The sequence below is a fragment of the Polaromonas sp. P1_G2 genome, assembly GCF_056405515.1.
This window is the reverse complement of record NZ_JBFUBY010000108.1, coordinates 1-12720: the sequence shown is the minus strand read 5'-3', so window position 1 is coordinate 12720 and position 12720 is coordinate 1. Positions and strand designations below refer to the sequence as shown.

The following is a 12720-nucleotide window of genomic DNA, read 5'->3' as shown; positions in this document are numbered from 1 at the left end:
GCAGCGAAGCCGCCGGCATGGCCGCCTCCCGCGTGTCGGCTCATCCCGAGGTCCGCGCCGCCCTGCTGGAGCTACAGCACAGCTTTCGCAAGCTGCCCGGCCTGGTCGCCGACGGCCGGGACATGGGAACCGTCATCTTCCCCGACGCCCCGCTCAAGGTTTTCCTGACGGCCAGCGCCTTGCACAGGGCCGAACGCCGACATAAGCAGTTGATTTCAAAGGGAAATTCGGTTACAATCGCCGAGATTCAGCAGGATTTGGAGGCACGCGATGCGCGCGATTCGTCGCGAAAAGCCGCTCCTTTGAAACCCGCTGATGACGCCAAACCGCTGGACAACTCCTATCTGTCGATTGAAAAATCGGTGGACCAGGTGATTGAATGGTGGCAAGGCACCCGGCCCTTCTGACCCCCGACGCGCAGCCTGCGCTTGGGTCAGCAGGTTCATCAACGTAACCCGCGGCCTTACCAGACGTCTGGCCGCAAAACACCGCCGCAAGCAGCTATAAAAACAATGGCAATCCCGCTATTGGAACCCTGTTGTGTGGACTAGGAAAATCATGTCTGAATCTTTTGCCGACCTATTTAACGAATCGCTCCAGCGCTCCGAAATGCGCACCGGTGAAGTCATCACCGCTGAAGTCGTTCGCATCGACCACAACCACGTCGTCGTCAACGCCGGACTGAAGTCCGAGGCCTATGTACCGCTCGAAGAATTCAAGAACGACCAGGGCGAACTCGAAGTCCAGGTCGGCGATTTCGTCTCCGTGGCCATCGACTCCGTCGAAAACGGCTATGGCGACACCCTGCTGTCCCGCGACAAGGCCAAGCGCCTGGCTTCGTGGATGAGCCTGGAAAAAGCCCTGGAATCCGGCGAATTCGTCACCGGCCAGACCAGCGGCAAAGTCAAGGGCGGCCTCACCGTCCTCGTCAACGGCATCCGCGCCTTCCTGCCCGGCTCGCTCATCGACACCCGCCCCATCAAGGACTTGTCTCCGTACGAGAACAAGACCATGGAATTCAAGGTCATCAAGCTGGACCGCAAGCGCAACAATGTGGTGCTGAGCCGCCGCGCCGTGGTCGAAGCCAGCATGGGCGAAGAACGCGCCAAGCTGATGGAAACCCTGAAAGAAGGCACTGCCGTCAAGGGCGTCGTCAAGAACATCACCGAATACGGTGCCTTCGTTGACCTCGGCGGCATCGACGGCCTGCTGCACATCACCGACATGGCATGGCGCCGCGTGCGTCACCCAAGCGAAGTGGTGACGGCTGGCCAGGAAATTGTTGCCAAGATCCTGAAGTTCGACACCGAAAAGAACCGTGTCTCGCTGGGCCTGAAGCAGATGGGCGACGACCCATGGATGGGCGTGAACCGCCGCTACCCGCAAGGCACGCGCCTGTTCGGCAAGATCACCAACATCGCCGACTACGGCGCGTTCGTTGAACTCGAACCCGGCATCGAAGGCCTGGTCCACGTGTCCGAAATGGACTGGACCAACAAGAACGTGGCCCCGAGCAAGCTCGTGGCCCTGGGCGACGAAGTCGAAGTCATGGTCCTCGAGATCGACGAAGACAAGCGCCGCATCAGCCTGGGCATGAAGCAGTGCAAGGCCAACCCATGGCAAGAGTTCGCGCAGGAAACCAAGCGCGGCGACCGCGTCAAGGGCCCGATCAAGTCGATCACCGACTTCGGCGTCTTCGTGGGCCTGGCTGCCGGCATCGACGGCCTGGTGCACCTGTCCGACCTCTCGTGGAACGAACCCGGCGAAGCCGCCGTTCGCAACTACAAAAAGGGCCAGGAAGTGGAAGCCATCGTGCTGGCAGTCGACGTCGACCGCGAGCGCATCTCCCTGGGCATCAAGCAGCTGGATTCCGATCCGTTCACCACGTTCGTGTCGATCAACGACAAGGGCGCGATCGTGACCGGCAAGGTCAAGACCGTTGACGCCAAGGGCGCTGAGATCGACCTCGGCGAAGACATCATCGGCTACCTGCGCGCCAGCGAGATCAGCCGTGACCGCGTCGAAGACGCACGCAACGTGCTGAAGGAAGGCGACGAAGTCTCCGCAGTCGTGGTGAATGTGGATCGCAAGACCCGCAACATCCAGCTGTCGGTCAAGGCCAAGGACAACGCCGACCAGCAGGAAGCCATGGCCAACCTGAGCCAGCAGTCTTCCCGCGAAAACGCCGGTACGACCAGCCTGGGTGCCCTGCTGCGCGCCAAGCTGGACAACAACGAAAAGTAAGGCAACCGTGCAGCGGTGTGATGCGCCCCCGGGCGGGTCGCATCGCTGTGCAGCTACTTGATCCATGACCCGAAGCGACCTTGTTGAAGAACTGGCGGCCCGATTCAGCCAGCTGACGCACCGCGACGCCGAATATGCCGTCAAGACGATTCTTGATGCCATGAGCGACGCACTGGTGCGCGGCCACCGCATTGAAATCCGGGGTTTCGGCAGCTTCTCCATCAACCGGCGCCCACCCCGCATGGGGCGCAACCCGCGTTCCGGCGAGAGCGTGGCCATCCCGGAAAAACGGGTGCCGCACTTCAAACCCGGGAAGGCATTGCGCGAAGCCGTCGATGCCCGCACCCAGGAATTGCTGGCGGTCACGGAACCCAAGTAAGGTCTTCCTGTTGCTCCTCGGTGGGGCTGGCTACAATCGCCAGACCACCCGGGGGATTACCAAGTGAAATACCTCATGTGGCTGCTTAAAGCAGCCATTTTTTTTACGCTCTTCGCTTTCGCACTGAATAACCAGCAGACGGTTTCGGTGTATTTCTTTTTTGGCACCATGTGGCAAGCACCCCTGGTGCTGGTTGTGCTGGCCGCCTTCGCCTGCGGGCTGGCGCTCGGCATTTTTGTCATGATGCCGCGCTGGTGGAAAAAACGCCGGTCGGGCAGATACGCCTCCTCTACCGTCGGCCCCCACACCGTAAGCGAAGACCCGTCCACGATGCACCATGGAATTTGACTTCACCTGGGTCTTGCTCGGGTTCCCTATCGCCTTCACGCTCGGCTGGCTGGCCTCACGGCTGGACTTGCGGCAACTKCGCATCGAAAACCGCCAGGCACCCAAGGCTTATTTCAAGGGCCTGAACTTCCTGCTCAACGAGCAGCAGGATCAAGCCATTGACGCCTTCATCGAGGCGGTGCAGAACGACCCCGACACCTCCGAGCTCCACTTCGCCCTGGGCAACCTGTTCCGCCGCCGCGGCGAGTACGAGCGCGCCGTGCGCGTGCACGAACACCTCATGTCGCGCGGCGACCTCACGCAGCCCGAGCGCGACCGCGCCCAGCATGCCCTGGCGCTCGATTTCCTCAAAGCCGGCCTGCTGGACCGCGCCGAAGCCGCTCTGCGCAGGCTTGAGGGCACGCCGTTTGAAGAAGAGGCCCGCCTGGCCTTGCTGTCGATCTACGAACGCTCGCGCGACTGGGGCAACGCCACTGAAATAGCGTCCCGCCTCGGCAGCTCCAGCCACGGCAGCTTCAGCGCCCGCCAGGCGCACTACCTGTGCGAGCAGGCAGGCGCCTCCGTGGCCGCCGGCGACACCACCCAGGCACTCAGCGCCCTGCAGCAAGCCATCGCCATGGCGCCGGCCCTGGCCCGCCCCCTGATCGACCTTGCCAAGCTGCAGAACCAGCTCGGCCGGCACCAGGACGCCCTGCAAACCCTGCTCAAGCTCGAAAAAACCGCGCCGCAAGGCTTGCCGCTCGCCGCCGGCCTGCTGGCCAACATCGCGCAGGCCGGTGGCCAGGAAGCCACCGCGCTGGAGTTGCTCAAGGCCAGTTATGCCAACATGCCGTCCATCGACGTGATCGAGGCCATCGTCAAGCTCGAGAAAGACCCGGCCACGGCGCGGCAATGGTATGTGAAGCACCTGGAGCGCCAGGCTTCGCTGGTCGCGGCCGGCAAGTGGATCGCCGGCGAAAAGCTGCAGGACGAGCAGCACCACACCCTGGTCCAGCGCGCCCTCGACCAGGCCACCAAGCCCCTGATGCGCTACCGCTGCGCCGCCTGCGGCTTCGAGGCCACACAGCATTTCTGGCACTGCCCCGGTTGCCAGGCCTGGGACAGCTACCCGACGCGCCGCATCGAAGAGCTGTAGAAAAAGACAAGATAAATGAGCATGCAATTGACGCCTGAAAAGATTTCCAAAGCCCGCGTTCTCGTGGTCGGCGACGCCATGCTGGACCGCTACTGGTACGGCGCGGTGGACCGCATCTCGCCCGAAGCGCCGGTGCCCGTGGTGCGCGTCACGCGCACCGAAGAGCGCATAGGCGCCGCGGCCAACGTGGCCTACAACATCGTCACGCTGGGCGCGCAGGCTTCGCTGCTGAGCGTGGTGGGCGACGACGAGGCCAGCCACCAGCTCGAGGCGCTGGTTGCCAAGACCGGCATCACGCCCTATTTCGGCCGCGACGCCCAGCTCAAGACCACCGTCAAGCTGCGTGTCATCGGCCGCCAGCAGCAGCTGATACGCCTGGATTTCGAGAACACACCGGAAAACGAAGTACTGGCCTCGCAGTCCGCCACCTTTGAAAAGCTGCACACCGAACACGACGCGGTGCTCTTCTCCGACTACGGCAAGGGCGGCCTCGCGCACATCGTGCTGATGATCGCCCAGGCCCGCGCCGCCGGCAAGGTGGTGCTGGTCGACCCCAAGGGCTCGGACTACGCGCGCTACAAAAACGCCAGCGTCATCACGCCCAACCGCGCAGAACTCGAACATGTGATCGGCGCCTGGAGCAGCGAAGCCGACCTGCGCGCCAAGGCCCACAACCTGCGCGCCGCGCTCAACCTGGAAGCCCTGCTGCTCACGCGCAGCGAAGAGGGTATGACCCTGTTCGATGCCGAGGGCGAGCTCAACGTTCCCGCCGTGGCGCGCGAGGTGTTCGACGTCACCGGCGCCGGCGACACCGTGATCGCCACGCTGGCCGCCATGACCGCCACCGGCATGCGCCTGCGCGACGCCGTGCCGATCGCCAACCGCGCCGGCGGCATCGTGGTCGGCAAGTTCGGCACCGCCACCGTCAACTATGGCGAGCTGTTCGCCAAGGACCCATCATGAAAATAGTTGTGACCGGCGCCGCCGGCTTCATCGGCAGCAACATCATCAAGGGCCTCAATGCCCGGGGTGTCGACGAAATCATCGCCGTCGACGACCTGACCCATGGTGACAAATTCCGCAACCTCGCCGACCTGAAGATCGCCGACTATGTCGATGCCGACGATTTTTACGACCTGTTTTCCGAAGGCGCCTACGGCCAGGTCGAGGCCGTGTTCCATGAAGGCGCCTGCAGCGACACCATGGAAGCCGACGGCAAGTACATGATGGACAACAACTACACGCTGTCCTGCGAGTTGTTCCATGCCTGCCAGGACCAGGGCACGCGCCTGCTGTACGCTTCCTCGGCCGCCACCTACGGCGGCTCCGCCACGTTCACCGAGTCGCCCGAATTCGAGCGACCGCTCAACGTTTACGGCTATTCCAAGCTGCTGTTCGACCAGCGCATGCGGCGCGAGCTCGGCGCCCGCTTTGAAAACGCCGCCACCCAGGTCGCGGGCTTTCGCTACTTCAACGTCTACGGCCCGCGCGAGCAGCACAAGGGCCGCATGGCCAGCGTCGCCTTCCACCAGTTCAACCAGTTCCAGGCCGAGGGCAAGGTCAAACWCTTCGGCGAGTACGGCGGCTACGGCGCCGGCGGCCAGATGCGCGACTTCATCTTCATCGACGACGTGGTGGCCGTGAACCTCTGGTTCTTCGACAACCCAGGCAAGTCCGGCATCTTCAATCTCGGCACCGGCCGGGCCCAGCCTTTCAACGACGTGGCCCTGGCCGTCGTGAACACCCTGCGCAAAGGGCAGAACGCCGCGGCGCTGAGCCTCGAAGAAGCCGTGCGCGGCGGCCTGATCGACTACATCGCCTTCCCGCCCGCGCTGGTCGGCAAATACCAGAGCTACACCCAGGCCGACCCGCGCGCCCTGCGCGCGGCCGGTTGCGACCATGTCTTCGCCGACGTGCAAACCGGTGTGACGGCTTACATGCAGGCCCTGAGTGCCGCCGCGGGCTGAGGCCGCACCCTTGGTGCCTCACTAGGGTTTTCCTGGCCTGAAAGCCCGTGGAGGCCGTCAACGACGTCTCCCACGGGCCGTTATGAAGAAGACATCCTTCTTCACAAGGATGGATCACGTGCTTTCACATCAATCCAATCTTTGAGGAGTTTTCTCATGTTCAAAAAAATACTGGCCTTCGTCGCCGCCATGTACATGGCCGTGTCGTTCGCCGCGGTTGACGTCAACAAGGCCACTGCGGCCGAACTCGACGGCATCAAGGGCATAGGCCCCGGCATCTCGGGCAAGATCCTGGACGAGCGCAAGAAGGGCAGCTTCAAGGACTGGAGCGATTTCATCGAACGCGTCAAGGGCGTGGGCGAAGGCAACGCCGCCAAATTTTCCGCCGAAGGCCTGACGGTGGGCGGCGCCAGCTTCAAGGGCGTGGCTGCAAGCCCGGCCGCCAAAAAGGACGAGAAACCCGCAGCCGCCGCGAAGAAGGATGACAAGCCTGCCGCCAAGGCTGAAGAGAAGAAAGCCGAAGCCAAGCCGGCCGCGCCTGTCGCCGCAGCTCCCGCCGCCGCACCGGCTCCCGTAGCGGCCGCGGAGAAGAAAGACCCCAAGGCCGAGGCCAAGGCCAAGAAGGAAGCCGACAAGAAGGCCAAGGCTGACGAGAAGAAAAAGAAGGCTGATGAAGCCAAAGCCAAGGCCGACGCTGAAAAAACCGCCAAAGCCGATGCCAAAAAAGCCAAGGATGCCAAGCCTGCAGCCAAGGATGAGAAGAAAGACGCCAAGGCCGACGCCGCCAAGCCAGCCGCCAGCGCCGCCAAAAAATAAAGGCCCTGGCTCCTGCCTCGCAAAACCCGCCATCCGGCGGGTTTTTTTATGCTCTTCGATGTGTGTTCAATGCGCGGCGCTTGCGCCCGGCCTGCTCACACCAGCGCGATCATGTCGGTCACCCCCACCGTGCCGCCGGCCTGCGTGACCAGCGTGCTGGCCTGCCCCCTGTGGTGSGTCTGGTGGTTGAAGAAATGCGTGATCCCCATCCAGGCCGCATGCTCGCGCGGCACACCTTTTGAATTGGCGTAACGCATGGTGAGTTGCGGATAGGCATCCGGCATGTCGGCGGTCCACTTCTCGATCGCGGCGTCCAGTTGCACACGTTTCGCCTTCAGCTCCGCCCAGCCCTCAAACAGCACCATGTCCAGCGTGTAGGCCTCGGGCATGTCCAGCACGTCCGGGCCCAGCGACGCGAAAGCCATGCCGTTGTCCGCCCCGCACTGCGCAAAGCGCCTGAGCCAAACCTGGTCGGCCAGCACCACGTGGCCCAGCGTGTGGTGGATGGAGCCGAAAAAGGCGCCGCGCTGCTCCTTGCGCGCCTCGTCCGTCAACGCCTCGCAGGCTTCGTACAGGCGCTCGTTGATCCAGCGGTTGTAACGGGCCAGGAGGCGGTAGTTGTCGCAAAATTCATGGGTCATCGAAGGCTCTCCAGGAAGAAGTGGCGGCCGGCATGCCGTCACCGGGCTCACGGTATTTTGCATCTGCTTTCAGCGCGGGCGCGGCAGTGCCAATCCCGGCGGGTAGGATGGTGACGCCATGAAAGAACGACTGTTCCTGCGCCTGGCCGACGACACCACCTGCGGCCCGGAGACCACGGTACCCGCCGCCACGCTGCGGGCCTTCCCCGTGAACCCGCCGCTGCGCGGCCATGTCTCCCAGGTCCTCGCCTACCGCGAGACGCTGCCCGCGGGCGAAACCGTGACGGAGCGCGTACTGCCGGACGGCGCGGTGCGCCTGATGTTCGACTTTACCGATTCCCCGTCGAACGCGCCTTCCGTGCGCGTAGCCGGGGCCTCGACGTCGCCCACCGTCTTGCGGCTCAGCGGGCGCGTGGAAGGCCTGTCCGTGGCCTTGCACCCCGGCGCGGCGGCCGCGGTGCTGGGCCTGCCGGCCGGCGAACTCCAGGGCCATGCCTTGCCCTTGCAGGCGCTCTGGGGCGCGCAGGCCGCCACACTGGCGGCGCAAATGGCCGAAACCGCGGACGACGCGGCGCGGGCCGCGCTGCTCATGGCGGCGCTGCAGCGCCGCTTTGCGACGGGCACATCTCTCCACCAGCAAAGAGCCCACCATGCCGCGCGCCTGCTGGCCGGCGCGCAGGGACGGCTTTCCCTGCGACAGGCCGCTGCCGCCGTCAATATCGGTGAGCGCCGCCTGCAGCAGCTGTTCTTCGAGCACGTGGGCCTTTCCTTCCGCGCCTGGGCCCGCTTGTCGCGGCTGCACGCCTGCCTGCGCCTGATCCGGCAACAGGCCGCGCCCGCCTGGGCCGAGGTCGCCGTGGACGCCGGTTTTTACGACCAGGCACACCTGGCCAATGAATTTCGCGCGCTGTGCGGGTTGTCACCCACCCTGTTCCTGCAGCGCGGCATTGCGCAATCTTCCAAGACAGCGGATTGACGCGCGGCTATCTTCTTGCCTGAGTGCAACAGACAGGAAAGGCGACCCATGGAACAAGACAGCAAGTACAACCCGCCCCGGCTCAAGGACTGCGTGGCGGTGGTGACCGGCGCCAGCCGGGGCGCGGGCCGCGCCATCGCGGTGGAACTGGGCGCCGCCGGCGCAACGGTCTACGTCACGGGGCGCAGCACACGCGGCCACCCCGCCCAGTCCTATGGCAAGCTGCTGGCGCTGTCCAGCCTGCCGGCCGTGCCCGGCACCATAGATGACACGGCCGACGAGGTAACCCGCATGGGCGGCAAAGGCATCGCGGTGCCCTGCGACCACACGGATGAGAAAGACGTCGCGAGCCTCTTCGCGCGCATCCAGGGCGAGCAGGGGCGGCTGGACCTGCTGGTCAACAACGCCTGGGGCGGCCACGAAACATTCGACGCCGTGTTCGACGCCCCCTTCTGGGAGCGCGGCATGGAGCACTGGGACAGCATGATGGACCGCGGCCTGCGCAACCACCTGCTGTCCAGCCGCCTGGCGGTTCCGCTGATGCTGCGGCAAGGCAAGGGCCTGCTGGTCACCACCACCTTCTGGGACCGCGGCCATTACCTCAAGGGCAACCTGTTCTACGACATGGCCAAGGCCGCCATGACACGCCTGGCCTTCGGCATGGCCGAAGAGCTGCGTCCGCGCGGCATCACCTCGCTTGCCGTGTCACCAGGCTGGATGCGCACCGAATTCGTATTGACCGGCCACCAGACCGACGAAACGCACTGGCACGAACGGCCCGAGCTGGCGCGCACAGAGTCGCCGCGCTACCTGGGCCGGGCCGTGGCCGCGCTCGCGGCCGACCCAGCCGTGATGGCGAAAAGCGGCGGCGTCCACCTCTTGGCCCACTTGGCGCGCGAATACGGTTTCACCGACATAGACGGCCGGCAGCCAGCAGCTTTCGAGATGTAGCGCCCAACACTCAGGCTTTGCCGAAACCTCCGCCGCCCGGGGTATGAATCTCAAACACATCGCCGGGTTGCATGTCCGCCTGGCCTATGTGGTCCAGCGCCTCAACCTGCCCTTGTGCACGCACCACGAGATTGCGCCCGACCTGGCCCGGCTCGCCGCCGGCCATGCCGAAGGCGCCGTGCTTGCGGCCGTTGGACAGAATGCTGGCCGTCATGGCCTCCAGGAAGCGCACGCGCCGCACGCCGCCGTTGCCGCCATGCCAGCGGCCCGCGCCGCCGGAGTTTTCACGGATCTCATAGCTCTCCAGCCGCACCGGGAAGCGGAACTCCAGCACCTCGGGGTCGGTCAGCCGTGAATTGGTCATATGGGTCTGGACCACGCTGGTGCCGTCAAAGCCCGACACCAGCTTGCCGGATTCGTCGAGCTTGCCGCCCGCACCCGAGCCACCCGAGATGGTTTCGTAATACTGGTGGCGCGCATTGCCGAAGGTGAAGTTGTTCATGGTGCACTGGCTGGCCGCCATTACGCCCAGCGCGCCGTAGAGCGCGTTGGTGATGCAAGTGGAGGTCTCCACATTTCCCGCCACCACCGAGGCCGGCGGGTTCGGGTTGAGCATGGACCCCGCCGGGATGATGACCCTCAGCGGCTTCAGGCAACCGGCGTTCAGCGGGATGTCGTCGTCCACCAGCGTGCGAAACACATACAGCACCGCCGCCATGCAGACCGCCGTCGGCGCATTGAAGTTGTTGCTCTGCTGCGCCGAAGTGCCGGTGAAATCGATCTCGGCGTTGCGGCCTTTGGCATTGACGCGGATCGCCACCTTGATCTGCGCACCGTTGTCCAGCGGCAGCGTGAACTCGCCATCCTTGAGGCGCGTGATCACACGGCGAACCGACTCTTCCGCGTTGTCCTGCACATGGCGCATATAGGCCAGCACCACCTCCAGGCTGAAGGTGTCGACCATCTTGCGAAGTTCCTGCACGCCTTTTTCATTGGCGGCGATCTGCGCCTTGAGGTCGGCCATGTTCTGCTGTGGATTGCGGCTGGGGTACTTGCCGCTCTTGAGCAGCGCGATCATCTCGGCCTCGCGCAACACGCCGCGCTCAACGAGCTTGACGTTGTTGATCTGCACGCCCTCCTCCTCGATCAGCGTCGAGAACGGCGGCATGGAGCCCGGCGTGGTGCCGCCAATATCCGCATGGTGACCGCGCGAGCCCACATAAAACGTCGGCTGCGTGGCCGTGCCCAAATAGACCGGCGTGATGACCGTGATGTCGGGCAGGTGCGTACCGCCGTGGTAGGGGTCGTTCAGCACATACACGTCGCCCGGCTGCATGCTGCCTGCGTTCTCGCGGATCACCGTCTTGATGCTCTCGCCCATGGAGCCCAGGTGCACCGGCATGTGCGGCGCGTTGGCGATCAGGTTGCCTTCGGTGTCGAACAGCGCGCAGCTGAAGTCCAGGCGCTCCTTGATGTTCACCGAGTAGGCGGTGTTCTGCAGCTGCAGGCCCATCTGCTCGGCGATGTTCATGAAGAGGTTGTTGAAGACTTCCAGCAGCACCGGGTCCACCGTGGTGCCGGCCGCGAAGGTGATGGCGCGCTCGGCTCGGCGGTCGAGCACCAGGTGGTCCAGCGCCGTCAGCGCCGCTTCCCAGCCGGGCTCGACCACCGTGGTGGCGTTTTTCTCGGCAATGATGGCCGGGCCCGAAATGATGTCGCCGGGCCGCAGGTCCTCGCGCACCACCAGGGCCGCGTCGTGCCACTGCCCGCCCGAATACATGCGCACGGTTTCGCGGCGAGGCACTTCGCGCGGCTCATGCGTGGCATGGCGCGGCTCGGCGGGCGCGTCGCCGGCCACCACGGCCTCGACGGACACCGCCTCCACCACCAGGCCCTTGCCCTGCATCAAAAAGGCGAAGCGCTGGCGGTAGGCGGCCTCAAAGCCGGCCGCTATCTGGTCCAGCGTGCCGAAAGGAACAATCAGCGCGGAGTCGCTGCCCTCGTAGCGCACGTGCACGCGGCGGTGCGTGGTGATGCTTCCGGTGCTGACCTGCTGGCGCTGCAGCTCGGTCTCGGCATGGGCAGCCAGCTCCTCGAGCTTGCCGGCGATTTCGGGCAGCGCGGCGCCGGACAGCTTGAGTTCCACCGCCTGCTCGCGTATCACGTTCTGGTCGGCCAGGCCCATGCCGTAGGCGCTCAGCACGCCGGCCAGCGGGTGCACAAAGACTTTGGTCATGCCCAGCGCGTCGGCCACCAGGCAGGCATGCTGGCCGCCCGCGCCGCCGAAGCATTGCAGCGTGTAGCGCGTCACGTCGTAGCCGCGCGCCACCGAGATCTTCTTGATGGCGTTGGCCATCTGCTGCACCGCGATGTTGATAAAGCCCTCAGCCACCACCTCGGCGCTGCGGCCGGTCTGGCCGGCCAGTTCGTTGAACTGGGCCTCGACGGCCTCATAGCTCAGTGGCTCGTCGGCATTGGGGCCGAACACCTTGGGGAAGTAGCGCGGCTGGACCTTGCCGACCATCACGTTGGCGTCGGTCACCGCGAGGCGCCCGCCGCGCCGGTAGCTGGCCGGGCCGGGGTTGGCGCCCGCGCTCTGCGGCCCCACGCGGAAGCGTTCACCGTCGAACTTCAGGATGGAGCCACCGCCTGCCGCCACGGTGTGGATGCTCATCATGGGCGCGCGCATGCGCACGCCGGCCACCTGGGTCTCGAACTCGCGCTCGAACTCCCCGGCGTAATGCGAGACGTCGGTGGAAGTGCCRCCCATGTCGAAACCTATGACCTTGGCATGGCCGGCAATCGCCGCCGTGCGGGCCATGCCCACAATGCCGCCGGCCGGGCCGCTCAGGATGGCGTCCTTGCCCTGGAACACATGCGCGTCGGTCAGGCCGCCCGAAGACTGCATGAAAAACAGGCGCACGCCCGGCATCTCGCTGGCGACCTGCTCCACATAACGGCGCAGAATGGGCGAGAGGTAGGCATCGACCACAGTGGTGTCGCCGCGGCTCACGAACTTCATCATCGGGCTGGTTTCATGCGAGGTGCTGATCTGCGTGAAACCCACCTCGGCCGCGATGCGTTTGGCGGCTTTTTCGTGTTCGGTAAAGCGGTAGCCGTGCATGAACACGATGGCCAGGCTGCGCAAGCCTTTTTCGTAGTGCGCCAGCAGTTCTTTTTTCAGCAGGGCCTCGTCCAGCGCCTGCAGCACCTCGCCCTGCGCGCCCACGCGCTCCTGGGCCTCGACCACAGCGCTGTAAAGC

At 64.9% G+C, this 12720-nt stretch carries 12 protein-coding genes; 10 read left to right on the top strand and 2 right to left on the bottom strand.

What is annotated here, in order from left to right:
- The 8 genes from AC1D0P_RS12945 to AC1D0P_RS12910 form a co-directional block, all read left to right on the top strand.
- Positions 1-407, top strand: a 407-nt coding sequence (locus AC1D0P_RS12945) for a (d)CMP kinase (RefSeq protein WP_477677112.1), incomplete at its 5' end; no start/stop codon positions are given.
- A 151-nt stretch (positions 408-558) separates the two neighbouring features.
- Positions 559-2244: a 30S ribosomal protein S1 gene (rpsA, locus tag AC1D0P_RS12940; protein ID WP_007869489.1), complete on the top strand. Its 1686-nt coding sequence runs from the start codon at positions 559-561 to the stop codon at positions 2242-2244.
- 64 nt (positions 2245-2308) lie between these two features.
- A complete protein-coding gene (locus AC1D0P_RS12935) occupies positions 2309-2623 on the top strand; it encodes an integration host factor subunit beta (protein ID WP_007869491.1) in 315 nt (104 codons plus the stop codon).
- Positions 2624-2686: 63 nt separating this feature from the next.
- Positions 2687-2971 carry a LapA family protein gene (locus AC1D0P_RS12930; protein WP_477677111.1) on the top strand — a complete coding sequence of 95 codons (285 nt, stop codon included), beginning with the start codon at positions 2687-2689 and terminating at the stop codon, positions 2969-2971.
- Positions 2961-4106 (top strand): lipopolysaccharide assembly protein LapB, encoded by a 1146-nt coding sequence (lapB, locus tag AC1D0P_RS12925; protein WP_477677110.1) that lies wholly within the window; start codon positions 2961-2963, stop codon positions 4104-4106. The genes AC1D0P_RS12930 and lapB overlap by 11 nt, the downstream gene beginning before the upstream one ends.
- Positions 4107-4127: 21 nt before the next feature.
- Positions 4128-5069, top strand: a complete 942-nt coding sequence (rfaE1, locus tag AC1D0P_RS12920; RefSeq protein ID WP_477677113.1) for a D-glycero-beta-D-manno-heptose-7-phosphate kinase — start codon at positions 4128-4130, stop codon at positions 5067-5069.
- A complete protein-coding gene (gene rfaD, locus AC1D0P_RS12915) occupies positions 5066-6073 on the top strand; it encodes an ADP-glyceromanno-heptose 6-epimerase (RefSeq protein WP_477677109.1) in 1008 nt (335 codons plus the stop codon). Before rfaE1 ends, rfaD begins: the two co-directional genes overlap by 4 nt.
- Positions 6074-6229: 156 nt before the next feature.
- Positions 6230-6889 (top strand): ComEA family DNA-binding protein, encoded by a 660-nt coding sequence (locus tag AC1D0P_RS12910; RefSeq protein WP_477677108.1) that lies wholly within the window; start codon positions 6230-6232, stop codon positions 6887-6889.
- Positions 6890-6984: 95 nt separating this feature from the next.
- Here the strand turns inward: AC1D0P_RS12910 and AC1D0P_RS12905 are convergent, their stop codons facing one another.
- Positions 6985-7530: a DinB family protein gene (locus AC1D0P_RS12905; RefSeq protein WP_477677107.1), complete on the bottom strand. Its 546-nt coding sequence runs from the start codon at positions 7528-7530 to the stop codon at positions 6985-6987.
- A 118-nt stretch (positions 7531-7648) separates the two neighbouring features.
- Here AC1D0P_RS12905 and AC1D0P_RS12900 point away from each other — a divergent pair, with 118 nt between their 5' ends.
- Both AC1D0P_RS12900 and AC1D0P_RS12895 read left to right on the top strand, forming a co-directional pair.
- On the top strand, positions 7649-8506 hold the full coding sequence (locus AC1D0P_RS12900) for an AraC family transcriptional regulator (protein ID WP_477677106.1): 858 nt from the start codon (positions 7649-7651) through the stop codon (positions 8504-8506).
- Positions 8507-8554: 48 nt separating this feature from the next.
- Positions 8555-9457 (top strand): SDR family oxidoreductase, encoded by a 903-nt coding sequence (locus AC1D0P_RS12895; protein ID WP_477677105.1) that lies wholly within the window; start codon positions 8555-8557, stop codon positions 9455-9457.
- A 10-nt stretch (positions 9458-9467) separates the two neighbouring features.
- Here AC1D0P_RS12895 and AC1D0P_RS12890 read toward each other — a convergent pair.
- The coding region (locus tag AC1D0P_RS12890; protein ID WP_477677104.1) for a hydantoinase B/oxoprolinase family protein at positions 9468-12720 on the bottom strand (3253 nt) is incomplete at its 5' end.